The sequence below is a fragment of the Aquipseudomonas ullengensis genome, from assembly GCF_014174475.1.
GTDB lineage: Bacteria > Pseudomonadota > Gammaproteobacteria > Pseudomonadales > Pseudomonadaceae > Aquipseudomonas > Aquipseudomonas ullengensis.
In genome coordinates, this window is sequence record NZ_JACJUD010000001.1 from 966002 (window position 1) to 989242 (window position 23241).

21 protein-coding genes and 1 pseudogene are annotated in these 23241 nt (G+C 65.2%); 19 read left to right on the forward strand and 3 right to left on the reverse strand.

Features of this window, described 5'->3' with window-relative positions; genetic code table 11:
- Positions 1–53: 53 nt before the first annotated feature.
- On the forward strand, positions 54–674 hold the full coding sequence (locus H3H51_RS04335) for a TetR/AcrR family transcriptional regulator (protein ID WP_183087777.1): 621 nt from the start codon (positions 54–56) through the stop codon (positions 672–674).
- Between the two features lie 23 nt (positions 675–697).
- Here the strand turns inward: H3H51_RS04335 and H3H51_RS04340 are convergent, their stop codons facing one another.
- Both H3H51_RS04340 and H3H51_RS04345 read right to left on the reverse strand, forming a co-directional pair.
- Positions 698–2059: a DUF1329 domain-containing protein gene (locus H3H51_RS04340; protein WP_183087778.1), complete on the reverse strand. Its 1362-nt coding sequence runs from the start codon at positions 2057–2059 to the stop codon at positions 698–700.
- A gap of 16 nt (positions 2060–2075) precedes the next feature.
- Positions 2076–3836, reverse strand: a complete 1761-nt coding sequence (locus H3H51_RS04345; RefSeq protein WP_183087779.1) for a DUF1302 domain-containing protein — start codon at positions 3834–3836, stop codon at positions 2076–2078.
- Positions 3837–4155: 319 nt separating this feature from the next.
- On the opposite strand from H3H51_RS04345, the gene H3H51_RS04350 reads away from it, so the two are divergent.
- Both H3H51_RS04350 and H3H51_RS04355 read left to right on the forward strand, forming a co-directional pair.
- Positions 4156–4995, forward strand: coding sequence for an extracellular medium-chain-length polyhydroxyalkanoate depolymerase (locus H3H51_RS04350; RefSeq protein WP_235981274.1), 840 nt, complete (start codon positions 4156–4158; stop codon positions 4993–4995).
- A 73-nt stretch (positions 4996–5068) separates the two neighbouring features.
- The gene (locus H3H51_RS04355; RefSeq protein ID WP_183087780.1) at positions 5069–5401 is read left to right on the forward strand and encodes a hypothetical protein; all 333 of its coding nucleotides are present in this window, start codon (positions 5069–5071) and stop codon (positions 5399–5401) included.
- Here the strand turns inward: H3H51_RS04355 and H3H51_RS04360 are convergent.
- On the reverse strand, positions 5394–6359 hold the full coding sequence (locus H3H51_RS04360) for a CobW family GTP-binding protein (RefSeq protein ID WP_183087781.1): 966 nt from the start codon (positions 6357–6359) through the stop codon (positions 5394–5396). The two genes, H3H51_RS04355 and H3H51_RS04360, sit on opposite strands and share 8 nt — an antisense overlap.
- 71 nt (positions 6360–6430) lie before the next feature.
- On the opposite strand from H3H51_RS04360, the gene H3H51_RS04365 reads away from it, so the two are divergent.
- The 16 genes and pseudogenes from H3H51_RS04365 to icmH all read left to right on the forward strand — a co-directional run bounded on the left by H3H51_RS04365 (position 6431) and on the right by icmH (position 23239).
- Positions 6431–6784 carry an NADH:ubiquinone oxidoreductase gene (locus tag H3H51_RS04365; protein WP_183087782.1) on the forward strand — a complete coding sequence of 118 codons (354 nt, stop codon included), beginning with the start codon at positions 6431–6433 and terminating at the stop codon, positions 6782–6784.
- A gap of 627 nt (positions 6785–7411) precedes the next feature.
- The gene (gene tssA / locus H3H51_RS04370) at positions 7412–8974 is read left to right on the forward strand and encodes a type VI secretion system protein TssA (RefSeq protein ID WP_183087783.1); all 1563 of its coding nucleotides are present in this window, start codon (positions 7412–7414) and stop codon (positions 8972–8974) included.
- Positions 8975–9018: 44 nt separating this feature from the next.
- Positions 9019–9516, forward strand: a complete 498-nt coding sequence (tssB, locus tag H3H51_RS04375) for a type VI secretion system contractile sheath small subunit (RefSeq protein ID WP_183087784.1) — start codon at positions 9019–9021, stop codon at positions 9514–9516.
- 23 nt (positions 9517–9539) lie between these two features.
- Positions 9540–11015 (forward strand): type VI secretion system contractile sheath large subunit, encoded by a 1476-nt coding sequence (gene tssC / locus H3H51_RS04380; protein ID WP_183087785.1) that lies wholly within the window; start codon positions 9540–9542, stop codon positions 11013–11015.
- A gap of 6 nt (positions 11016–11021) precedes the next feature.
- Positions 11022–11426, forward strand: a complete 405-nt coding sequence (tssE, locus tag H3H51_RS04385; protein ID WP_160492129.1) for a type VI secretion system baseplate subunit TssE — start codon at positions 11022–11024, stop codon at positions 11424–11426.
- Between the two features lie 24 nt (positions 11427–11450).
- Positions 11451–11726, forward strand: a pseudogene (locus tag H3H51_RS04390) (PAAR domain-containing protein); the annotation flags it as partial.
- A gap of 5 nt (positions 11727–11731) precedes the next feature.
- Positions 11732–12232 carry a carboxypeptidase-like regulatory domain-containing protein gene (locus H3H51_RS04395; RefSeq protein ID WP_183087787.1) on the forward strand — a complete coding sequence of 167 codons (501 nt, stop codon included), beginning with the start codon at positions 11732–11734 and terminating at the stop codon, positions 12230–12232.
- On the forward strand, positions 12232–14022 hold the full coding sequence (gene tssF / locus H3H51_RS04400; RefSeq protein WP_183087788.1) for a type VI secretion system baseplate subunit TssF: 1791 nt from the start codon (positions 12232–12234) through the stop codon (positions 14020–14022). The genes H3H51_RS04395 and tssF overlap by 1 nt, the downstream gene beginning before the upstream one ends.
- A complete protein-coding gene (tssG, locus tag H3H51_RS04405; RefSeq protein ID WP_183087789.1) occupies positions 13986–14993 on the forward strand; it encodes a type VI secretion system baseplate subunit TssG in 1008 nt (335 codons plus the stop codon). Before tssF ends, tssG begins: the two co-directional genes overlap by 37 nt.
- A gap of 12 nt (positions 14994–15005) precedes the next feature.
- On the forward strand, positions 15006–17603 hold the full coding sequence (tssH, locus tag H3H51_RS04410) for a type VI secretion system ATPase TssH (RefSeq protein WP_183087790.1): 2598 nt from the start codon (positions 15006–15008) through the stop codon (positions 17601–17603).
- Positions 17604–17625: 22 nt separating this feature from the next.
- Complete coding sequence (locus H3H51_RS04415) at positions 17626–19140, forward strand: sigma-54-dependent Fis family transcriptional regulator (protein ID WP_183088035.1); 1515 nt, start codon at positions 17626–17628, stop codon at positions 19138–19140.
- Between the two features lie 52 nt (positions 19141–19192).
- Positions 19193–19324, forward strand: coding sequence for a type VI secretion protein (locus tag H3H51_RS04420; RefSeq protein WP_183087791.1), 132 nt, complete (start codon positions 19193–19195; stop codon positions 19322–19324).
- Positions 19325–19343: 19 nt separating this feature from the next.
- Complete coding sequence (tagH, locus tag H3H51_RS04425; protein ID WP_183087792.1) at positions 19344–20552, forward strand: type VI secretion system-associated FHA domain protein TagH; 1209 nt, start codon at positions 19344–19346, stop codon at positions 20550–20552.
- Positions 20553–20557: 5 nt separating this feature from the next.
- Entirely contained in the window at positions 20558–21037 is a 480-nt protein-coding gene (tssJ, locus tag H3H51_RS04430; protein WP_183087793.1) for a type VI secretion system lipoprotein TssJ, read from the forward strand.
- Positions 21038–21041: 4 nt separating this feature from the next.
- Positions 21042–22373, forward strand: coding sequence for a type VI secretion system baseplate subunit TssK (tssK, locus tag H3H51_RS04435; RefSeq protein ID WP_183087794.1), 1332 nt, complete (start codon positions 21042–21044; stop codon positions 22371–22373).
- A 2-nt stretch (positions 22374–22375) separates the two neighbouring features.
- Entirely contained in the window at positions 22376–23239 is an 864-nt protein-coding gene (gene icmH, locus H3H51_RS04440; protein WP_183087795.1) for a type IVB secretion system protein IcmH/DotU, read from the forward strand.
- Positions 23240–23241: the final 2 nt, after the last annotated feature.

The window sequence follows — 23241 nt, forward strand, 5'->3', positions numbered from 1 at the left end:
CCCGGTAAACCCCCTGGAACTAGAATCGACGAGCGCCGTTTCGAGAACCGTTCATGTACAACATCGCCAGTCCCACCCAGGCACGCAGCAAGAAAGCGCTGGAACGTTTCCTCAACGTTGCCGCCGATCTGCTGGCGAGCAACCAGTTCGAAGAAACCGGCATTTCGCAGATCGCCCAGCTCGCCGAATCCTCGGTCGGCACCTTCTACCGCCTGCTCGGCGACAAGGACGTGCTGCTCTATACCGTGCACGAACGCTTCGTCGAGGACGGCCGCGCCGCCGTCGACAAACTGGTGTCCGAGCTCGCCAGCAGCGACCTGCCGCTGGCCGCGCAGATCGAGGGTTTCATCCAGGGTGTGATCCTGTTGTTCCGTGGCAGTGAAGGCCTGCTCCGCGCCCTGGTTCGCCGCAGTTCGGTCGACCTGCAATTTCGCCAGCGCTTCCACCAGCTCAACGCCTACATCGGTCAGGCCTTCTGCCGGATCGCCCTGGCCCGCAAGCAGGAGCTGGGGCACCCACATCCGGAACAAGCCGCCGACCTCGGCGCCCATCTGCTGCTGGCCGGGATGAACTACTTCACCATGGTCGGCAGCATGGGTGTAACACCACCGGAAGTTGTGCCGGGGGAACTTTCCCGGCTTATCTGCAGTTACCTTCAAGTTCCCCACGCCTAATCCTTTTGTATTAACCCCGGTAATTAACGACGGCTGTCTCGGCGTAATTGCGCCGGGGTGAAGTCGTTGGGTTTCAATGCCACATTGAATTGATCGGCCGGTTCTTCATTGGACAATATGCCAATTACATAACGGCCGCCGATCAGGTCATATACGGCATCGCCCTTGGTCCACAGCAGCGGCTGGTCATACATGTTCAGCGTGTAGGACTCGCCCAGGCGCCAGAGGTTGTCGCGGTTGTCGTAATGGTCGACCACCAGGATCTGGTAGCTGTCCTCGTCGAAGTACATGTCGCGGCGTTTGTACTGGTGGCGCTGGCCTTCCTTCAGCGTGGCTTGCACGTGCCACACGCGGTGCAGCTCGTAGCGCAGCAGGTCCGGATTGACGTGGCCGGGTTTGACGATGTCGCTGTACTTGTTGGTCTTGGACGCGAAGCGGTAGCTGTTGTAGGGCACGTACAGCTCTTCCTTGCCCACCAGCTTCCAGTCGTACTTGTCCGGCGCGCCGGAGAACATGTCGAAGTTGTCGGTGGTGCGCATGCCTTCGGAGGCGGTGCCGGGCGAGTCGTAGGCCACGTTCGGCGTACGTCGCACACGGCGTTGGCCGGCGGCGTAGAGCCAGGCCAGACGCGGTTCCTTGACCTGGTTGACGGTCTCGTGGACCAGCAGTTCGGTGCCGGCCAGGCGCGCCGGTGCCAGCACCGACTGGCGGAAGTAGAACAGCACATTGCCGTTGTCCTTGGCGTGGTTGCCGGCGTCCTGGTTGAACAGGAACAGGTCCTCGATCTGGGTCATGAAGTAGTCGCCGCTGGCGTGCGGCACGGCCTGGGCGTAATAGCGTTTGACGCTGTCACCGCGATAACGCACCAGGTGGTTCCACAGCACTTCCAGGCCCGACTGCGGGATCGGGAATGGCGTGGCGGTGTGGAAGTCGGCGATGCCGTTGCCCTGCTCGATCAGCTTGGCCGTGGTGGCGTTGCCCTTGATCGCCTCGTACACCTTCTCCGGGTAGGACGCCGAGCGATGGCTCGGGTAGACCTGCAGTTTCCAGCTCTCGGGGTAGCGTTCGAGCATGGCCCGCTGGCCGGGGCTGAGGTTCTTGCTGTACTGCGCGGCGTTGGCGCGGGTGATGCTGAACAGCGGCTGCTCGGACGCGTAGGGGTCCTGGTAGCCACGGGTCGGGTCGAAGGCGTCGCTTTTCTGCGCCAGGCCACCGTCCCAGGCCGGAATGGTGCCGGCGGCGTTGCCGGCTTTCTCCGCGCCCAGCGGGGTGAGGTCGCGACCCAGGCGCGCGGCCTGGCTGGCATCGACCTGGGCCTGCACCAGCGGCGCGATCAGCAGGCTGCCGAGCAGCAGGCCGGCGTGTACGAATCCTGATTTGAGCATGACGTTCATTCCCTTCTCAAAAACTGTATTTGACGTTGAAGCTGAGGAAGTCACGGTCGGTGCGCTTGTTCGACACGCCGCCACCGCTGTAGCCGACGTACTTGGCGCCGACCGTCAGGGACTCCTTGTAGATGGCGTCCAACCCCAGGGAATAGCTCTGTGCTTCCTCATCCAGGCCATTGGTGAGCTGCGGCGCGACCCCGTTGATGCTGTATTGGTAGCTGACGCTGGGCACCAGGTTCACCAGGTTGAGCACGTTGCTGTAGGTCAGGCTCATGCTGGTCTGCACGCCATAGGCGCTGCTGGTGGCTTCGTAGTAGTCGATATCCGATTCCAGGCCCTGCACCCGGCTGGCGACCAGCTCGGAGAACCAGGTGGCGGAGCCCGCACCGAGGAAGCCGGTGAAGTTGTAGATGGTCGCCAGCGAGGCCTGGTACATGTCCTTCTCGCGGTAGCCATCGAGCTGGCTGCCCACCGGCAGACCATCGGGATTGAGCAGAGCGACGGGCAGGTATTCGTTGAGGCCGAGGGCGATTGGCGAGTCCGGGCGATAGCTCAGCTCACCGGCCACGGACAGGCCATTGAAGATGCTCTCGCCGCCGATCGAGGTGTTGAAGCTGATACCGAGCAGGTCGCGCTTCTCCAGGTACTCGGCGTAGTAGTGCGAGCTGCTGGCATCGGGCAGCGCCCCGACGGCGGGCAGCACCAGCGGCTGGCCGACGGTCATGCCGAGCATCGGCACCTGCATGTTGTAGCGCAGGTAGTAGAAGCCCAGCTCGGTGTCGTTCAGTTCCGGCACGAACCAGCGCAGGGCCAGGCCGTACTGCGCCGAATCATCGCCATCGATGTCCTGGCTGCGGGTCATGAAAGTAGTCGGCAGGTAGCCGCGCAACAGGTCGTTGACGAACCCTGGCGCCAGGCTGTCGGCATAGGCCTGGGCGGCCGCCGGGTTGTCGAAGGCCATCGCGTTGCCGGCCAGGCCGGTAGCCTGTTCCTGCAGGGGTGAAACGGAAAGGTAGTCGCAGCCTTCGCCAAGCGGATCGAGGGTCGAATAGTAGGTGCCGCACGGGTCGATCTTCGACGCTTCCCAGGCTTTGCCGGGCTGCCAGTAGCCTTCCACCGAGAGGTTGTCGCGCAGCTCGTAGGAGCTGTAGATCATGAAGGTCGGCATGTAGGCCTCCTTCACTTCCGAACCGGGTGCGCGCAGGGCGTTGATGTCCACCGGGTTGGTTGCGCCGATGCCGTTCTGATAGAACAGCGACTCGCCCCAGTTGATCACCTGGCGGCCGAGGCGGGCGTTGAGGTCGCGCTCGTTGACGGTCCAGCTGCCATACACGAAGGCGTCCAGCAGGTCGGCGCTGGAGCCGGCTTCGTCGAGGCCGTCGTCGCTGATCTGCCGATGGCTGCGTTCGTCATCTTCCAGTTCGAAGTCGTTGAAGGCGCGACCCCGGACGAACAGGCCGAAGCGATCCTGGTAGCGCAGGTCCATCTCCGAGACGACCTTGGCCACCTCGGAAAACAGCTCGCCCTTGCGGAAATTGAGGTTGCCGTCGTCGGAGTTGATCAGCCCCGCGTTGCTGCCGCTACCGCCGTTGGCACGGGCGATCAGCTTGTCGTCCTGGCCTTCCATGCGGTAGCTGACGCCGTAGGACAGGGTGGTATCCAGCGACGTGGTCCAGTCTCCCGAGCGGACCTGAAATGCCTGTGCTGCCCCTATTGGCAGGGTACCGAGCAGTGCCAGGCCGGCTAGCGCCAGGCCTCTTCCTTGTTGGGTCACGATGACCTCCAGCTGTTGTTTTTATCGGAATCGGAACATCGGTTCCGAATGAATTTAGCTGGAGTTCGAATGCCTGGCAAGTCGTCGCCAAGTAATTTTTAACAGGATCGATTCTGGCGCTTTATCGCAGTGCGACCGACCTGTAGCAGACGAATTTTCTTGTACGCAAAGCGCAGGCTCTAGATCGGACTATTCACCCGTAACCCAGCAGGTAAATCGCCACAGCCCGCGCCAACCGTGAGCTTGCAGTACTTGACGGAATCGGAATTCCTGTTTCTATTTGTGTGGTTGTACCCACAATAACAACGGAGATCCCGCCATGCGCCTTTCCCCCTCCCTGCTTGGCTGCCTGCTGCTTTGCACGGCCATGCTGCACACCACAGCCCAGGCCGAATCACGCTGCACCGACCGCGCCAAGACCCTGCTGAAACCCGCCGAAGTCAGCTGCAGCTATCGAACCACCTGGATCGATTCCGGCATCGTCGGCGCCCGCCAGGTGATCTACCAGACGCCAGTGGGCACACCGCCGGCCGGCGGCTGGCCAGTGGTGCTGATCTACCAGGGTTCGTTCTTCGCGCTCGACGACTTCACCTACACCAGCAACCTGCCCTTCGGCGGCTACTACGAAGGCAAGGTGATCCAGACCCTGCTCAACAACGGCTATGCGGTGATCGCTCCGAGTGCGCCGGCGGACCTGTTCTGGCAAACCAACATTCCCGGCCTGGCCCAGGCCTATGAATTGACCACCGACTACGACTTCCTCGGCAACGTGCTGGACGCCATCGGCACCGGCCACTTCGGCCCGCTCAACGCCCAGCGCCAGTACGCCACGGGCATCTCCAGCGGCGGCTACAACAGCAGCCGCATGGCCGTGTCCTTCCCCGGCAAGTTCCGCGCCCTGGCCGTGCAGTCCGGCTCGTATGCCACCTGCTCCGGGCCGCTGTGCGTGGTTCCGGAACTGCCGGCCGATCACCCGCCAACCCTGCTCCTGCATGGCTTCGTCGACAGCGTGGTGCCGTGGTGGAGCATGGACCTGTACTACGACCGCCTGCTCTACCAGGGCATCGAAACCGCGCGCTACACCGAGCCCCTGGCCGGCCACGAATGGTTCGCCGCCTCGCCCGGCAAAGTCCTCGCCTGGTTCAACGCCCACCCGTGAAAAATTGCGCCCTTGCGCTAGGATAGGCAGCCCGGTTGCCTTCGTAACCGGGCCAACAGACAAGGACGCCCACATGCACACCCTGCGTGCTTCCGATTACGGCAGCTATATCGACTTCCTGCGCTTGCATCTCAACGCTCAGGGCATTGCCGCCGTCGCCTGCGATCAGGGTGCTTCCACCCGAGGCCACCGCTACCTGCTCCTGCTACCGCAAGATGCCGACCTGAACAATGCCCTACTGGTACTCCTGCAGGCCCCCAACGAACACCAATACCACTTGCAACGCCATTTCGCCTTGGAAGATCGGCTGATTGCCTGGTGCCGCTCTGTCGCCGTGCGTCGTTTCAGCCTGTTGGTACTAGCGGTATTGCTGCTGGGGATGGGTGTGGAAGCGTTGATCAGCTAAAACCACAATCCGCCATGCCCTGACGCAGAACAGCCTCGTCCTGCGCCTCACGGAAGATCAGCTCCAACCGCGAATCCTTGCGCCACTCGCTCTCACGCCAATGCAAGGACTCGCCCTCCAGTGCATTGGCCGACAGCCAGCCGGCATTGGTCTGCAACACCAGCTTGGCCCGGCGCCAGGGTAGCTCGCCCAGCCACTGCTGCACGCGCATCAGCTCGAAACGCTGGCTGGGGTGCCAGCGCCAACCGATGCTCCAACCCTCGGCCTGCTGCTGGATCTGGCAGATCGGCGTGCCAGGCTCCAGCCACAGCGCGCCAGGCGGGGTCACGCCCGTTGGCAGCGCCAGCTCGGCACCGCCCTCACCCGCCTTCGCCGCAAAACCCGGCAGCTGTTCGAAGCCCAGCAGGCCCTGACTCGTCCATACCCGTGGCAACTCTGGCAGCCGCTGCTGCAACTCGGCGCGCGCCCCCTCATCCAGCGCTTCGGCCTTGTTCAGCACCAGCAAACCCATCTGCGCCAATGCCGCCTGTTGCACCTCGGCCAGCGGCTCACCCGCCGCCAGCGCGGCAGCATCCAACACCATGATGGCGGGTTGCAGGCTGAGCACGCCCTGCCAGGGCGGCTCGCTGAGCTGGCGCAGCAGTTCGGCGGGATGCCCAAGGCCGGACGGCTCGATCAGCAAGCGATGCGGGCGCGCCTTGCGCAGCAAGCGACCAAGCCCCACCTGAAACGGCGCACCATTCACACAGCACAGGCAGCCGCCTGGTACTTCGGCCAGGCCGATACCCTGTGAATCAGTGGTCAACAGGGCCGCATCCAGGCCGATCTGGCCGAATTCGTTGATCAGCACCGCCCAGCGTTCGTCCGCCGGTTTCTGCGCCATGAGCTGGCGGATCAGGCTGGTCTTGCCGGCGCCCAGCGGGCCGGCGATCAGATGAGTCGGGATATGGTTGAGCATCTGCCTATGGTGCGGTTTTGCCGGCGCGCGGAAAAGGCTAAAGTCGCGGCTTTGATCAGGAGGTGGGCGGGATGCGTGCGATTGCTGCAATGCTGTTGTTGGGCTTGGCCGGCCAGGCCTGGGGCGATGCCTGCGTGGTGCACAGCCAAGGCAACCAAGTGGATGTGAAAGTCTGCCAGCAGAACCGCAGCATCCCGCCCAACCTGTTCCGTGATGGCTTCTGCCAGCCACAACTGAAGGGCCAGAAGGTCGAGGTCAAATTCGTCGACCAATGCCCTACCGGCGCCTTCGGCGAATGCCGCAACGCCACCGTTTCGGGCATGCCCTACCAGCAAGACATCTTCTACTACGGCGTCGCCACCGATGCGCGCTACCTGAAACCGGCCTGCGAGCAGCAGAGCAAAGGCGTGTGGATGGCGCGCTAAGCGCCCCATATTCCTACCGGTTACATCAGTGGCCAGGATTAGAAGGGTTTCACGTGGAACTGCCGCATTTGCTCGCCTGATCGCCGCTAGATACACGCTCGGGCCCAGCCTCCCGTGCGGCCCACTCGCCATGAGCATGAAGCCGTCGACCTGTAAGTGAGCTCCGCTCGCGAGGCTTTTGCGCGGCCGCTTCGCGAGCAGAGCTCACTCTTACAACGGCTCGTCATGCCGGTTGCCGTCAAACCGGCAGCCCTTCGAAAAATCTAACTTTCTATCTGCATTAATGTGACGCACCGCTAGTTAGCGGGTAAGTATTTACTTACATGAAATCCGGCATATCCCCACCCATTATTAGTTCAGCTAAACAACCTGACCAAGCACTCAGAATATTAATATTCGCACATATAAATAAACTTCCACCTGAATAGCGCTATTGCAGGACAGGTCACACTTTATGCGCTTGCCCGCCTCCCGGCACGCGACTAGGATTCCCACCGCACAAGGCTTTGCGCAACTTGTTGCACATTCGACCTGCGCAACAAGTTGCGCAGGTTGAGCAAAAACCCGGATTCATCTCCGGATCCGCATGGACGCATAGAAGTTAACCTTCTTATTTAAAGGTCACGGATGACCAACCTTTCGATACTTGCCGATTATTATCTGCAACTGGCCAGCACTCCTATTAATAAGGAGAACTTTTCCGGCAGCGACAGCCGCTATTCCAGTGAATATGAAGTGCTGGAAATCGAGCTGGAAAAAGCCGCGGCCATGCACCAGACCGACGCCATCGACTGGCAGAAAGTCCGCGAGCAGAGCGAGGCCTTGCTGCGTACCCAATCCAAGGATCTGCGCGTCGCCAGCTGGCTGACCTGGAGCCTGTACCAGCGCGAAAACCTCAGCGGTCTACAAGCCGGCCTAAACCTGCTGCACCACCTTTGTAGCCAGCACTGGGATGACCTGCATCCGCGCAAGGAACGCACCCGCGCCGCCGCCTTCGCTTGGTTGACCCCACGCCTGGAAAAGGCCCTCGGCGAAGACATCCCGGTGGCCACCCAGCTGCCACTGTTCCGCACCCTCGCCGAGCTGCTGCGCAAGCTGGAAGGCTGCCTCTCCGCTCACTTGGGCGAAGACGCCCCGCTGCTGCTGCCGCTGTGCCGGCGCATTGACGAGCAGATCAACCGCGCCACTCAGGGCCAGGCCGAACCGGGCGTGGTCGGCGCAGCCCTGGCCCAGGTCAAGCAGGCCGCCAGCCAGGTATTCAGCGCCAGCACGCCGATCGACAACGAGCGCGACGCGCACAAGTCCCTGCGCGCCCTGCAGGACGGCGCCCGGCCGCTGTGCGGCTGGTGGCTGAAGCAGAAGGCCAGCGATATCCGCGCCCTGCGTCTGGCGCGCACCCTGCTGTGGCTGCCGATCGACAGCCTGCCGGAACGCAACGCCGAACAGGTCACCGCCCTGCGCGGCCTGCCGGCGGACAAGCTGGCCAGCTACCGCGAGCGCTTCGCTGCCGGCCAGTACGCCGACCTGCTGCTGGAGCTGGAAACCAGCATCGCCCGCGCGCCGTTCTGGCTCGACGGCCAGCGCCTGGCCTGGGAGTGCCTGCAGGAGCTGGGCGCCGAGCCGGCCATGGCCGAGGTGGAAATCCAGCTGGCGCTGTTCCTGCAGCGCGTGCCGGGCCTGGAAGAACTGTGCTTCCACGATGGCCTGCCGTTCGCCGACGCAGAAACCCGCGCCTGGATCGGCGCCCATGTGCTGCCGCATCTGCAGACGGCCAGCGCCGAGCCCGTCGTAGCGATCAGCGAAAACGGCAGCCTGCCAGCCTGGGAAGTCGCCCTGCAGGCGGTGCTGCCGCAGCTGCGCAAGGACGGCCTGAAAGCCGCCGTGCAACAACTCAAACAGGGCATGGCTCAGGCCCAGGGCGGCCGCGCCCGCTTCTTCTGGCAGCTGAGCCTGGCGCGCCTGTGCAGCGCGGCGAAGAAGCACGAACTGACCAAGACCCAACTCGAATCCCTCGACCAGACGCTGCAGGCCTCCGGCCTCGGCGAGTGGGAACCCGATCTCGCCCTGGAAGTGCTGCGCCTGCTGCACAGCTGCTACGAGCTGCTGCCGCAGAGCCACGTGATCCGCGAACGCAAGGAAGAGATCCACCGCAGGCTGTGCCACCTCGACCTCGAAGTGGTGCTGGATTAAGGCCGCAAGGCCCGTACATACCGAAAACGTAAAGGAGAACGACCATGGCCAAAGAAGGCTCGGTAGCCCCCAAGGAACGCATCAACGTCACGTTCAAGCCCGCCACCGGCGGCGCCCAGGAAGAGATCGAACTGCCACTCAAACTGATGGTACTGGGCGATTTCACCCAGCGCGCCGACGATCGCAAGATCGAAGACCGCAAGCCGATCAGCATCGACAAGAACAACTTCGACGAAGTGCTCGGCAAGCAGGAACTCAACCTGACCTTCAACGTGGCTAACCGCCTGCAGGATGAGCAGGGCGCCGACGAGTTGCCGGTGCAGCTGCGCATCAACTCGATGAAGGACTTCAACCCCGCCGCCGTGGTCGACCAGGTTCCCGAGCTGAAAAAGCTGATGGAACTGCGCGACGCCCTGGTCGCCCTGAAAGGTCCGCTGGGCAACGCCCCGGCCTTCCGCAAGGCGATCGAAAGCGTGCTCGCCGACGACGACTCGCGTGACCGCGTGCTGAGCGAGCTGGGCCTGACCCAGCAAGACGCCTGAACCCTCGACAAGGAAGCCCGAGCATGAGCACCAGTGCAGTAGTGGAAACCACCCGGAATGTCGCCGAAGCCGGCATTCTCGACCGCATCATCGCGGAAACCCGGCTGACCCCGGACGACGAGGCCTATGACATCGCCAAGCGTGGCGTGTCCGCCTTCATCGAAGAGCTGTTGAAACCGCACAACCAGAACGAGCCGGTGAAGAAGGCCATGGTCGACCGCATGATCGCGGAGATCGACGCCAAGCTCAGCCGGCAGATGGACGAGATCCTCCACCACGCCGACTTCCAGGCCCTGGAATCCTCCTGGCGCGGCCTCAAGCTGCTGGTCGATCGCACCAACTTCCGCGAGAACACCAAGCTGGAAATCCTCAACGCCTCCAAGCAGGACCTGCTGGACGACTTCGAGGACAGCCCGGAAATCACCCAATCCGGCCTGTACAAGCACATCTACACCGCCGAGTACGGCCAGTTCGGTGGCCAGCCGGTCGGCGCCATCGTCGCCAACTACTTCTTCGACCCCAGCTCGCCGGACATCAAGTGCATGCAGCACGTCGCCTCGGTGGCCTGCATGGCCCACGCGCCGTTTATCGCCGCTGCCGGCCCGAAGTTTTTCGGCCTGGAGAGCTTCACCGGCCTGCCCAATCTGAAGGACCTCAAGGATCACTTCGAGGGCCCGCAGTTCGCCAAGTGGCAGAGCTTCCGCGAGCGCGAAGACGCCCGCTACGTCGGCCTGACCCTGCCGCGCTTCCTGCTGCGTAACCCCTACGATCCGGAAGAGAACCCGGTGAAGAGCTTCGTCTACAAGGAGAACGTCGCCGGCGACCACGAGCACTACCTGTGGGGCAACACCGCCTACACCTTCGCCTCCAAGCTGACCGACAGCTTCGCCAAGTTCCGCTGGTGCCCGAACATCATCGGCCCGCAGAGCGGCGGCGCGGTGGAAGACCTGCCGCTGCACCACTTCGAGAGCATGGGCGAGATCGAGACCAAGATCCCCACCGAAGTACTGGTCTCCGACCGCCGCGAGTACGAGCTGGCCGAGGAAGGCTTTATCGCCCTGACCATGCGCAAGGGCAGCGACAACGCCGCGTTCTTCTCCGCCAACTCGGCGCAGAAGCCGAAGTTCTTCGGCATCAGCGAGGAAGGCAAGACCGCCGAGCTGAACTACAAGCTCGGCACCCAGCTGCCCTACCTGTTCATCGTCAACCGCCTGGCGCACTACCTGAAGGTGCTGCAGCGCGAGCAGATCGGCGCCTGGAAAGAGCGTACCGACCTGGAGCTGGAGCTGAACAAGTGGATCCGCCAGTTCGTCGCCGACCAGGAGAACCCCAGCTCGGAAGTGCGTAGCCGCCGTCCGCTGCGCGCCGCCCAGGTGATCGTCAGCGACGTCGACGGTGAGCCGGGCTGGTACCGCGTCAGCCTCAACGTGCGTCCGCACTTCAAGTACATGGGTGCCGATTTCACCCTGTCCTTGGTTGGCAAGCTGGACAAGGAATAACTCGCCATGAGTTACGGCAGCCTGTTCGAGCGCCTGGGTGGCGAAGCCGGCAAACGCGCCGGCTGGAGCCATGAGGTGTCCGCCATGGCCTCGGTGGCTGCCCACCTGGCGAAGATGCTCAGCACCCGGGCGGGCAGCGTGCAAACGCTGCCCGACTACGGGTTGCCCGATCTCAACGATATGCGCCTGTCGCTGCACGATGCCTTGCAACAGGCGCGTATCGCCATCGAACGCTTCATCGAGGCGTACGAACCGCGTTTGACCCAGGTGCGCGTGGTGTCACTGCCCCGCGACCACGATCCGCTGAGCCTGGCCTTCGCCATCGAAGGCCAGCTGGAGATCGACGGCGTCAAACGCCCCGTAAGTTTTGCCGCGCAGCTGGATGGCAGCGGGCAAGTGAAGGTCAGGTAAGGGCCTGTTCATAGGAGAGCATGGATGTCCGGTAAACCCGCCGCCCGCCTGGGCGACCCCACTGCCTGCCCGCTTCCGGGCCACGGCACCAACCCGATCGCCGCCGGCTCGCCCGACGTACTGTTCGATGGCAAACCGGCCGCGCGCATGGGCGATGCCTCGGCCTGCGGCGGCGCCCTGGTCGGCAATGTGATCCCGACGGTGCTGATCAACGGCAAACCGGCGACCACCATCGGCACCGTGGGCAACCACGGCAATGTGGTGGTGGCGGGGTCGGGGACGGTAGTGATCGGGACCGGCGGTTGATGCGCGAACTGATGATGGCCAACGCCGCCCACTCGCTGACCCAGCTAAGCGCCTGCTGCGGTATCGCGCTGGCCATGAGCGCCTGCGTGCCCTACCCGCACTCGGTAACCCGGAACCCGGCCATCGAGGGTCGCGTGCTGTCTGCCGCAACAGGGCAGGCAGTGGCGGGCGCCAAGGTCGAGATGGATATCGGCAGCGACGAATCCTGGGCCTACGAAACGGTCAGCGATGCCGAGGGCCGCTTTGCCTTTGCCGAGCACAACGACTATCGCCTGTACGCCCTGCTGGCCGATGCGCCGCGCTGCGGGACCACGCTGTCGATCAGCGCACCCGGCTATCACACCCGCCATTGCACGTGGATGAACATGCACTGGTGCTCGTCGACGCCGCTGCAACTGCCACGGCTGATGCTGCAACCGGAACACATTGCCATCTCCGAAGAAGAGGCCGTCGAGGATTTCTGGAGCTGTATCGAGTCGGCCATGGAGCAGGCCCACTAATGTCCTTCAACCACCACTACCAGAGCGAACTCACCGCCCTGCGCCAACTGGGCAAGCGCTTTGCCGAGCGCAGCCCGGCGCTGGCGCCGTTTCTCGGCCAGGCGGGGCGTGACCCGGATGTCGAGCGCCTGCTGGAGGGCTTCGCCTTTCTCACCGGGCGCCTGCGGCAGAAGCTCGACGACGAGCTGCCGGAGCTGACCCATTCGCTGATGCACCTGCTGTGGCCCAACTACATGCGCCCGCTGCCGGCCTTCAGCATGTTGCAGTTCGACCCGCTCAAGCGTCCCGGGCCGGCCATCGCCGTGCCCCGGCATACGCCGGTGGAGGCCAAGGCCATCGAGGGCGTGACCTGCCGTTTTCGCACCGCCTTCGCCTGCGAGGTGCTGCCGCTGGCGCTGAATGGCCTGGACTACTCGGTAAAGGGCGACGGCGCCCTGCTCAGCCTGCGCCTGGCGATGAGCGCCGATGGCCACCTCGGCGAAGTCGAGCTGAGCAAACTGCGCCTGCACCTGGCTGGCGAGCGCTATATCAGCCAGCTGCTCTACCTCGGCCTGCTGCGTCACCTCGGCGGCATCCAGCTGGTGTTGCTGGATGGCGAGGGCAAGCCGCTCAAGGATGCCTACGACCAGCCGCTGCCGGGCTTCGCCCTGGGTGCCGACAAGGTCGAGGCGGTGGGCTTCGCCGAAGACGAAGCGCTGGTGCCCTACCCGCTGAACACCTTTCGCGGCTACCGCCACCTGCAGGAATACTTCGCCTTCCAGGACAAGTTTTTGTTCGTCGAGCTCAAGGGCCTCGACCTGCTCAAGCGCCAGCCGGCCGAGCTGCTGGAACGTGCCCGCGGCCTGGAGCTGCGCTTCGATATCCAGAAGACCGGCCTGCAGCGCATCCGCCCGACCCTGGACAACGTGCGCCTGTACTGCACGCCGGTGGTCAACCTGTTCGCTCACGACGCCATCCCGATCCGCCTGGACGGCAAGCAGGACCAGTACCTGCTGCTGCCGGCCGAATTCGAGACGCGCCACTGCGCGGTGTTCTCGGTGGATCGGGTGACCGGCTGGAAGCCCGGCGGCATGGGCTACGAGGAGTACGTGCCGTTCGAGTCGTTCGAGCACGACGCCAGCTTCGACGTGGCCAAGGCGCGCCCGCACTACAGCGTGCGCCAGCAGCCGTCGATGCTCGGCGATGGCCTGGAAACCTGGCTGAGCTTCGGCATGCGCCAGCAGGACCAGCAAGAAACCCTGTCCATCGAGCTGACCTGCACCAACCAGAACCTGCCGCGCCAGCTGGGCCTGGGCGATATCTGCCTGCCCAGCGAAGACACCCCGGAGTTCCTCACCTTCCGCAACATCAGCGCGGTGACGCCGAGCTACGCGCCACCGCTGCACCGCGACTACCTGTGGAAGCTGATCAGCAACATGTCGCTGAACTACCTGTCGCTGGCCGACGTCGAGGCGCTCAAGGTGATCCTCGAGACCTACGACCTGCCGCGCTACTACGACCAGCACGCGGAAAAGGTCAGCAAGCGCCTGCTCGGCGGCCTGCAGTCGATCCGCCACCAGCACGTCGACCGCCTGCACCGCGGCCTGCCGGTGCGCGGTGTGCGTACCGAGCTGAGCATGAACCCGGACGGTTACCTGGGCGAAGGGGACCTGTTCCTGTTCGCCTCGGTGCTCAATGAATTTTTCGCCCTCTACGCCAGCCTCAACTCGTACCACGAGCTGCGCGTACACAGCACACAAGGAGAGGTGTACCGATGGACGCCGCGCATGGGGCAGCAGCCCCTGCTTTGAGCAAGCTCAGCTCTGGCATCCGCGAGTACAGCCTGTTCCAGGGTGTGCTGCTGGTACTGGACCGTTTGCGCACAGCCCATCCCGAACTGGATGAGGAGCAGCTGTACGAGCGCCTGGAATTCCAGGCCAACCCCAGCCTGGGCTTCCCCGGCAGCGACGTCGATCGCGTGCAGTTCTTCGAGGAGCAGGGCGAGCTGCGCGCGCAGCTGCGTATCAACCTGGTCAGCCTGTTCGGCGCCGGTTCGCCGCTGCCGGCCTTCTATGGCGAGCAGGCGCTGGGCGACAACCCGGACGGTAACCCGACCCGTGAATTTCTCGACCTGTTCAACGACCGCCTGCAGCGCCTGCTCCTGCCGATCTGGCAGAAGTACCGCTACTACGCACGCTTCCAGCATGGCGCCAGCGACCAGTTCTCCAACCAGCTGTTCGCCCTGATCGGCCTCGGTGGCGAACAGATCCGCGCCGCCTCGGAGCTCAACTGGAAGCGTCTGCTGCCCTACCTCGGCCTGCTCAGCCTGCGCGCCCACTCGGCGGCACTGGTCGAGTCGGTGCTGCGTTACTACTTCAAACACGCCGACCTGCGCATCGAGCAGTGCGTCGAGCGTCGCGTCGAGATCATCGACGAGCAGCGCAACCGCCTCGGCCTGGCCAACAGCCAATTGGGCGAAAGCCTGGTACTGGGCGAGTCAGTACGCGACCGCGGCGGCAAGTTCAGCATTCATATCCGCCAGCTCAGCTGGGATCGCTTCCACGAATTCTTGCCGATCGGCACGGGCTACCAGCCGCTCTGCGCGCTGGTGCGCTTCACCCTGCGCGACCCGCTCGACTACGACATCCGCCTGGCCCTGCGCCATGAGGAAATCCGCGAGCTGCGCATCGGCGCCGACAACCCCTGCCACCTCGGCTGGACCAGCTGGCTTGGCCATGAACGGGCCGACGGCATGGTCACCATTGGCAGCCGCATTCATTAAAGGACTGATGAAATGATCAACGTCGATCTGCAACAACTGGTGCAGGCACTGGACGCCGACACCCGCCGCGACCTCGAAGGCGCCGCCGAGCGCTGCCTGCAACGCGGTGGCAACAAGATCCTGGTGGAAGACCTGCTGCTCGGCCTGCTCGAGCGCCCGCAGGGCCTGCTGGCCCGCGCCCTGCAGGATGCCGAAGTGGACGCCGGTGAACTGGCCAGCGCTCTGCAGCCACGCGGCGAACACAGCGCCTCGCGCAACCCGGTGTTCTCCGCCGAGCTGGTGCAGTGGCTGCAGGACGCCCTGCTGGTGGCCAACCTGGAGCTGGGCCAGAGCCAGGTGGAGCAGGCCGCGCTGATCCTCGCCCTGCTGCGCAACCCGATGCGCTATGCCGGCAGCCACTACCAGCCGTTGCTGGCCAAGATCGACGCCGAACGCCTACGCGATTTCGCCCTCAGCCAGCAGCCGCAGGCTGTTGCCGGCAAAGCCGCTGCGCCCGGTGAGTCCAACCTGCAACGCTTCACCCACAACTTCACCCAGCAGGCCCGCGACGGCAAGCTCGACCCGGTGCTGTGCCGCGACGCGGCGATCCGCCAGATGATCGATATCCTCGCCCGCCGGCGCAAAAACAACCCGATCGTGGTCGGCGAGGCCGGCGTCGGCAAGACCGCCATAGTCGAAGGCTTGGCCCTGCGCATCGCCAGCGGCGAAGTGCCGGAAGTGCTCAAGGGCGTAGAGCTGCTGTGCCTGGACATGGGCCTGCTGCAGGCCGGCGCCAGCGTCAAAGGCGAGTTCGAGCGGCGCCTGCAGGGAGTGATCGACGAAGTGAAGGGCGCGGCCAAGCCGATCATCCTGTTTATCGACGAGGCCCATACCCTGATCGGCGCCGGCGGCCAGGCTGGTGGCTCGGACGCCGCCAACCTGCTCAAGCCGGCCCTGGCGCGTGGCGAGCTGCGCACCATCGCTGCCACCACTTGGAGCGAATACAAGAAGTACTTCGAGAAGGACCCGGCCCTGGCCCGGCGTTTCCAACCGGTGCAGCTGCACGAGCCGACGGTTCAGGAAGCCGTGACCATCCTCCGTGGCCTGGCCCCGGTGTACGAGCAGAGCCACGGCATCTACCTGCGTGACGATGCGGTGGTGGCCGCCGCCGAACTGTCGGCGCGCTACCTGGCCGGCCGCCAGCTGCCGGACAAGGCGGTCGACGTGCTCGACACTGCCTGCGCACGGGTACGCATCAGCCTGGCCGCCGCCCCGGAAGCCGTGGAGCGCCTGCGTGGCGAGATCGCCGAAGGCCAGCGCCAGCGCGAAGCCCTGCGCCGCGACCTGGACGCCGGCCTGCAAGTCGACGGCGAAGCCCTGGAGCAGCTGGAAAGTCGTCTGCGCGAAGCTGCCGGCGAACTGCAGCAGCTCGACGCGCGCTGGAGCGAGCAGCGCCAACTCGCCGAACGCCTGCTGCTCCTGCGCCGGCAATGCGCTGCCGCGCGCCTGCCGCAAACCGAAACCAGCGATGAGCCGCTGCCGGACCTGGCCGAGCTGGAAGCCGAGCTGCGTGCGATCCAGGCAGAGCTGGCCGCCGCCCAGGCCGCCGAGCGCCTGGTCAGCCACGAAGTCTGCCCGCGCCTGGTGGCCGAGGTGATCAGCCACTGGACCGGTGTGCCGCTGAGCCAACTGGCCCGCGAACACAGTGCCAAGGTGGCCGGCTTCGCCCATGACCTGCGCCAGCGCGTGCGCGGCCAGGAGCAGGCCGTGGTGGCCCTCGACCGCGCCATGCGCGCCAGCGCCGCCGGGCTGAACAAGGACGATGCGCCGGTCGGCGTGTTCCTCCTGGTCGGCCCCAGCGGCGTCGGCAAGACCGAGACCGCCCTGGCCCTGGCCGACCTGCTGTACGGCGGCGAGCGCTTCCTCACCACCATCAACATGGCCGAGTTCCAGGAGAAGCACACGGTGTCGCGGCTGATCGGCGCGCCGCCCGGCTACGTCGGCTACGGCGAGGGCGGCATGCTCACCGAGGCGGTACGACAGAAGCCCTACTCGGTGATCCTCCTCGACGAGGTGGAGAAGGCAGACCCGGAGGTGATGAACGTCTTCTACCAGATCTTCGACAAGGGCGTGGCCAACGACGGCGAAGGCCGCGCGATCAACTTCCGCAACTGCCTGATCCTGATGACCAGCAACCTGGCCAGCGAGCAGATCGCCCAGCTCTGCAGCGATGAGCAACGCCCGGCCGCCGAAGTACTGGAGCAAGCCATCCGCCCGGCCCTGAGCCGCCACTTCAAGCCGGCGCTGCTCGCACGCATGCGCGTGGTGCCTTACTACCCGGTGGCCGGCAGCGTGCTCGAGGAACTGGTGGCGCTCAAGCTGGCCCGCCTCGGCGAGCGCCTGGCGCGGCGCCAACTGGGCTTCAGCCACAGCCCGGCGCTGCTCGCCCAGTTGGCCGCGCGCTGCCAGCACAGCGACAGCGGCGCCCGGCTGATCGACCAGTTGCTGGAGCAACACCTGCTGCCGCAGATCGCCGACCGCCTGCTGGACGCCATGGCCAGCGGCGAAAGCCTGCACCAGGTGCACGCCACCCTCGACGGTGAAGGAGCGCTGGTCTGTGAATTCGCCTGAACGCCTGCCTGAACCACCGCAGATGCTGGAGCAGATCGCCCAGCCGCTGGTCTATGCCGAAGCCCTGCTGGCGCAGTTCACCCGCCTGTCGCGGCTGGCCAATGCCGACGGCCTGCCCAGCAGCCTGGTGCAGGCCGCCGCCCAGCTCAGCGCTTGTGCCTTGAGCCAGTTGTACCTGCTCGACAGCACCCACACCTGCCTGACCCTGGCCGCCGAATGGCTGGATGGCCAGGCTCAACCCCAACACACCGCCAGCCTGCCCAGCGACTACAACGGCGAGCAGCTGCTGCAGTACTGCCTGTGCCAGAACCGCCACCTGAACCTGGCCAACCTCGACCACAACCTGCACGAAACCAGCTTTCTGCCGGCCAGCGAAACACCCTGGCGCAGCCTGCTGTGCCTGCCATTGCAGGATGACCAGGGCACGGTGGGCGGCCTGTTGCTGATCGCCAGTCACAATGCTCGCGAGCTGGAGGGTTTCGCCGGCTCGCTGGCCAGCCTCGGTACGTTCGCCCTGACCCAGCACCAGCTGCTGCAGCGCCTGCGCGCCCCGCAAACCAGCGCGCCCAGCCCCTCGCCAGCGAGCATGCCAAGCAGCGGCTACGGCCTGATCGGCAACAGCCCGAGCATGCGGGCGCTCTACCAGCTGCTCGGCAAGGTGCTGCACAACCCGGTCAGCGTGCTGCTCACCGGCGAGACCGGTACCGGCAAGGAACTGGTCGCCCGCGCTATCCATGACTGCGGCTTCCGCCGCAGCCAGGCGTTCATCGTGCAGAACTGCGCCTCGCTGCCGGAAAACCTGCTGGAGAGCGAGCTGTTCGGCTACCGCAAGGGCGCCTTCACCGGCGCCGAGCGCGACCGCAAGGGCCTGTTCGATGCGGCCGACGGCGGCACCCTGTTCCTCGACGAGATCGGCGACATGCCGCTGTCCCTGCAGGCCAAGCTGCTGCGGGTGCTGCAGGAAGGCGAAGTGCGCCCACTGGGCAGCACCGCCACCCATAAGGTCGACGTGCGCATCATCGCCGCCACCCACCGCGACCTGCGCAGCCTGGTCGAGCAGGGACGCTTTCGCGAAGACCTGTTCTATCGCCTGTCGCACTTCCCCATCGAACTGCCCCCACTGCGCGCACGCGACGAGGACATCCTCCAGCTGGCCCGTCACTTCGCCGCCAAGGCCAGCGCCTTCCTGCAGCGCGACCCGTGCCGCTGGGCCGACGCCACCCTCACCCACCTGGCCAGCTACGCCTTCCCCGGCAACGTGCGCGAACTCAAAGGCCTGGTGGAGCGCGCCGTGCTGCTGTGCGAGGGCGGCGAGCTGCTACCCGAGCATTTCAACCTGCGCCAGGCCGACTGCCAGACCGATGACGGCTGCATGAACCTGCGCGAGCGCCTGGAGCGGGTCGAACGCAACCTGCTGCTCGACTGCCTGCGCAAGAACCGCGGCAACCAGAGCCAGGCCGCCCGCGAACTGGGCCTGCCGCGACGCACGCTGCTGTACCGCATGGACCGGCTGAACATCAGCCCGGCCGACGTCTGAGCCCGCACCCATGCCAACCCATTCCCCCATTGCCACCCGTGGAGAACGCCCGATGTCCCACCTTGTCACCCTCGGCCTGCTGGCCATCCTGCTCGGCGTGAGCGGCTGCGCCGGCAACTACAAATCCAGCGACGACGACTACCGCCCGCTGGGTGATCCGCAAGCCGAACAACGCGCCCCGTAACGCCAAGGAGCACAGACCAATGGAACTGGTATTCGACGTCGTCAGCGCCCAGCAATTTGCTCCCGGCCTGCTGACCAGCAAGAGCTTCAAGAAAACCGGCGGGGTGATCGGCCGGGGCGAAGATTGCGACTGGCCGATCCCCGACAGCAAACGCATCCTCTCCAGCCGGCACGCCCAGGTCAGCTACCGCGACGGCCACTTCTACCTGACCGACACCAGCAGCAACGGCATTCAGCTCAAGGACAGCGGCGCCAGCCTGCGCAAGGGCGAACCGCAGCGCATTGAGCATGGCAGCGTGTACTGCCTGGGCGAGGTGGAAATCCGCGCGCGCCTGCTGCAGGACCCGGCGCAGTTCGAGGAACAGATCGGCCGCAGCCAACCGGCCGGCAGCATCATCCCGGATGACGCCTTTCTCGACCTCGACCCGATTGCCGCCCTCGAACAGCGCCCGCGCGGCTACAGCACGCTGGACGAATTCGCCGGCCTGGTGCAGGAGCCCGAGGAGCAGTTCGCGCGCAGCGAATACGCGCGCATCGACATGCAAAGCCTGCTGCTGCCCGAGCTGGTTGCCGAGCCCAGCGCGGTGCGGGTCGAAGCCGCCAAGGTTGTGCCGCAGCCGGCCGGCGAGCCACAGAGCACGGTGTTCTGGCAGCGCTTCGGCGACGCCCTCGGCGTACCGCTGGACGACCTAGACGAAGCCGCCCGCGAAGCCCTCGCGCTGCATGCCGCGCGCCTGCTGAAACAAAGCATCGGCGGTCTGCAGCAGAGCCTGCGCACCCGTGGCGAATTGAAGAATGAATTGCGCCTGGCCCTGACCACCGTACAAAACGCCGGCAACAACCCGCTCAAGCACAGCGCCGATGCCAGTGAAGCGCTCAACGTCCTGCTGCGCGGCAACAAGCCCGGCCAAGTGCCTGCTGAACAGGCGCTGGGCCGCGCCTACCGCGATCTGCAGGCACACCAGGTGGCGCTGTTCGCCGCCAGTCGCAGCGCCGTCGCCAGCCTGTTCGAGCAGTTCGCCCCGGTGCAGCTGTGCCTGCGTTTCGAGCAGCAGCGCAAACCGCTGCTGGCCACCGCCGCCAGCCGCTGGCGCGCCTACCAGCGGCATTACCAGGCGCTGGAAAAGGATGACGACTGGAGCGAACGGCTGTTCGCCCGCGACTTCGCCAAGACCTACGAAGAGCAGGTGCGCCTGATCGCCACGCTCGATAGCAACTTTCAAGGATGAATGCCATGCGCCGCCTTATCAGCCTTAGCCTGTTGACCCTGCTCGCCGCCCTCAGCGGCTGCTCCAGCCTGTCGCCTTACTCGGACAAGACCAAGCTCGACCTCAGCCTGATCGCCAGCGACCGCCTCAACCCCGACCTCAAGGGCCGCCCCTCGCCGATCGTGGTGCGCCTGCTGGAACTGAAGAATCCCTCGTCGTTCAACAACGCCGACTTCTTCTCCCTCTACCAGCGCCCCAAGGAATCGCTGATGCCGGATCTGGTCAGCTTCGAGGAACTGGAAGTGCGCCCCGGCGAGACCCGCGAACTCAAGCTCGCGGTGCAGCCCGGCAGCCGCTACGTCGGGGTGGTTGCCGCCTACCGCGACCTGCCGGAGGCCAGCTGGCGTTTTGTCGTGTCGCTGCAGGAAGGCCGGATCAACCAGGCCGGCGTGCGCCTCGACGAGCACGGCCTGCAAGCGCTGACCCACGACCAGGCCGAGGACTGAGCACATGGAGATGCTCAAAGTGGTCTGGCAAGAAGGGATGCTCCTGCGCCCGCAGCATTTTCAACAGAGTGATCGCTACTACGAACACCAGCTCAAGGCGCGCACGCGCCTGCTGCAGGTCTATCCCTGGGGCTTCTTCAGCCTGGAAGTGGACCGCCAGTTCCTCGGCATGGGCAAGCTGGTGCTGAGCCAGGCCAGCGGCGTGCTGCCCGACGGCAGCCTGTTCGAGATCGACGCCGCGCGCGAACCGCTGGCCCTCGACGTGCCGCCGAACACCTCGGCGACCCCGGTTTACCTGGCCCTGCCGCTGGTCACCGGCAACCACATCGAGAGCCGCCGCAGCGAACAGCAGGACGTGCTCGCCCGCTACCGCGCCCACGAGCTGGAAGTCACCGACTCGAATGCCGGCGACAGCGCCGCCAGCCAGGTCAGTTGCGGGCGCCCGGACTTCCGCCTGCTGCTCGGCGAACAGCAAACCGACCAGGCCTTCGTCAAACTCAAGGTGGCGGAAATCCTCGACACCAGCCCGGACGGGGTGATCGCCCTCGACCCGGACTTCAGCCCGACCTTCCTCCACCTGCAGGCCTCCAGCACCCTGCTGGCCTACCTCAAGGAAGTGATCAGCATGCTTGGCCACCGCGGCGACATTCTCGCCGAGCGGGTGCGGGCCGCCGGCAAGCTGGGCAATACCGAAGTCGGCGACTTCCTCATGCTGCAACTGGTCAACCGCTACGAGCCGCAGCTGCGCCACTGCCTGAGCCTGGAGCAGCTGCACCCGGAGCTGATCTACCGCGAACTGGTGGGCCTGCTCGGCGAGCTGGCGACCTTCGCCAGTGACCACAAGCGCCCGCGCCTGGACAGCCGCTACCTGCACAACGACCAGGCCGGCAGCTTCCGCAAGCTGATGGATGCGCTGCGCCAGGTGCTGTCGATGGTGCTCGAACAGCACGCCATCGAGCTGCCCCTGCAACAGCGCCAGTACGGCATCCAGGTCTCGCCGCTGCAGGATCACAAGCTGCTGACCAGCGCCGACTTCATCCTCGCCGCCAGCGCCCAATGCGACGCCGAGGAGCTGCGCAAGCGCCTGCCGGCGCACCTGAAGATCGGCGCAGTGGAGCGCATCCGCCAGCTGGTCAACCTGCACCTGCCAGGGATCAAGGTACGGCCGCTGCCGGTGGCGCCACGGCAGATTCCCTTCCACTCGGACAAGACCTATTTCGCCCTGGAGCTCGGTTCGGAAGAGCTGGCGCAGCTGGAAAGCTCGGGCGGGTTTGCCTTCCACGTGTCCGGGGACTTCTCCGGGCTTGAGCTGAAATTCTGGGCGATCAGGAGCTGAACATGATCAAGGAAGCACAGGACAAGACCGTCGTCCTCAACCGCCAGACTGCCGGCGCGGCGCGCAGCCCGCTGACCGACTTCGCCGCACCGCCCATGGAACAGCTCGAGGAACGCATGGTGTATGCCGCGCGCATGCGCCCGGCTGAAGTCTTCAACATCAGCTTCAACCCGCTGGTGGCCGCCAGCGCGCTGCTGCTCTCGGAAGTGGTGCGGTTGAAGAACAGCGCCAGCGCGGAGAATTTCCAGGCGCTCAACGAACGCCTCAGCGTGGCAATCAAGCTGTTCGAGCACCGCGCCCTGCAGGAAGGCGCCGAGGGCGGCCAGGTGATGGCCGCGCGCTACGTGCTGTGTACGGTGGTCGATGAAGCGGTGGTGACCACCCCCTGGGGCAACGAGAGCGCCTGGTCGCAGATGAGCCTGCTGTCGAGCTTTCACAACGAAACCTTCGGCGGCGAGAAGTTCTTCCAGCTGCTCGAGCACCTGTCGCGCAACCCGGTGAAGCACCTGGCCATGCTCGAGCTGATGTACATCTGCCTGTCGCTCGGTTTCGAGGGCAAGTACCGCGTGCTGCCGCGCGGCCTGCTCGAACTGGAGGCGATCCGCGACAGCCTGTACCGGCAGATCCGCCAGCTGCGCGGGGATATTCCCCGCGAGCTGTCACCGCACTGGCAGGGCCTCAAGGAAGGGCGCCGACGCCTGGTGCGCATCGTGCCGGGCTGGCTGCTGGCTATCGCCACGCTCGCCGGCCTCGGCCTGCTGTATGCCGGCTTCAGCTGGGTGCTGCACGAAGAACGGCGCACGGTGCTGCAGCCGTATCAGGCGGCCGAGGTCGCTCCGGCCCCCGCGCAATCCAATCAGGGATGAGT

Excerpts from the sequence above, each read along its gene's own strand:
- H3H51_RS04335 (WP_183087777.1), top strand. The coding sequence starts at position 54 with ATGTACAACATCGCCAGTCCCACCCAGGCACGCAGCAAGAAAGCGCTG.
- H3H51_RS04340 (WP_183087778.1), bottom strand. The coding sequence starts at position 2,059 with ATGCTCAAATCAGGATTCGTACACGCCGGCCTGCTGCTCGGCAGCCTG.
- H3H51_RS04350 (WP_235981274.1), top strand. The coding sequence starts at position 4,156 with ATGCGCCTTTCCCCCTCCCTGCTTGGCTGCCTGCTGCTTTGCACGGCC.
- H3H51_RS04355 (WP_183087780.1), top strand. The coding sequence starts at position 5,069 with ATGCACACCCTGCGTGCTTCCGATTACGGCAGCTATATCGACTTCCTG.
- H3H51_RS04360 (WP_183087781.1), bottom strand. The coding sequence starts at position 6,359 with ATGCTCAACCATATCCCGACTCATCTGATCGCCGGCCCGCTGGGCGCC.
- H3H51_RS04365 (WP_183087782.1), top strand. The coding sequence starts at position 6,431 with ATGCGTGCGATTGCTGCAATGCTGTTGTTGGGCTTGGCCGGCCAGGCC.
- tssA (WP_183087783.1), top strand. The coding sequence starts at position 7,412 with ATGACCAACCTTTCGATACTTGCCGATTATTATCTGCAACTGGCCAGC.
- tssB (WP_183087784.1), top strand. The coding sequence starts at position 9,019 with ATGGCCAAAGAAGGCTCGGTAGCCCCCAAGGAACGCATCAACGTCACG.
- tssC (WP_183087785.1), top strand. The coding sequence starts at position 9,540 with ATGAGCACCAGTGCAGTAGTGGAAACCACCCGGAATGTCGCCGAAGCC.
- tssE (WP_160492129.1), top strand. The coding sequence starts at position 11,022 with ATGAGTTACGGCAGCCTGTTCGAGCGCCTGGGTGGCGAAGCCGGCAAA.
- H3H51_RS04395 (WP_183087787.1), top strand. The coding sequence starts at position 11,732 with ATGCGCGAACTGATGATGGCCAACGCCGCCCACTCGCTGACCCAGCTA.
- tssF (WP_183087788.1), top strand. The coding sequence starts at position 12,232 with ATGTCCTTCAACCACCACTACCAGAGCGAACTCACCGCCCTGCGCCAA.
- tssG (WP_183087789.1), top strand. The coding sequence starts at position 13,986 with ATGGACGCCGCGCATGGGGCAGCAGCCCCTGCTTTGAGCAAGCTCAGC.
- tssH (WP_183087790.1), top strand. The coding sequence starts at position 15,006 with ATGATCAACGTCGATCTGCAACAACTGGTGCAGGCACTGGACGCCGAC.
- H3H51_RS04415 (WP_183088035.1), top strand. The coding sequence starts at position 17,626 with ATGCTGGAGCAGATCGCCCAGCCGCTGGTCTATGCCGAAGCCCTGCTG.
- H3H51_RS04420 (WP_183087791.1), top strand. The coding sequence starts at position 19,193 with ATGTCCCACCTTGTCACCCTCGGCCTGCTGGCCATCCTGCTCGGCGTG.
- tagH (WP_183087792.1), top strand. The coding sequence starts at position 19,344 with ATGGAACTGGTATTCGACGTCGTCAGCGCCCAGCAATTTGCTCCCGGC.
- tssJ (WP_183087793.1), top strand. The coding sequence starts at position 20,558 with ATGCGCCGCCTTATCAGCCTTAGCCTGTTGACCCTGCTCGCCGCCCTC.
- tssK (WP_183087794.1), top strand. The coding sequence starts at position 21,042 with ATGGAGATGCTCAAAGTGGTCTGGCAAGAAGGGATGCTCCTGCGCCCG.
- icmH (WP_183087795.1), top strand. The coding sequence starts at position 22,376 with ATGATCAAGGAAGCACAGGACAAGACCGTCGTCCTCAACCGCCAGACT.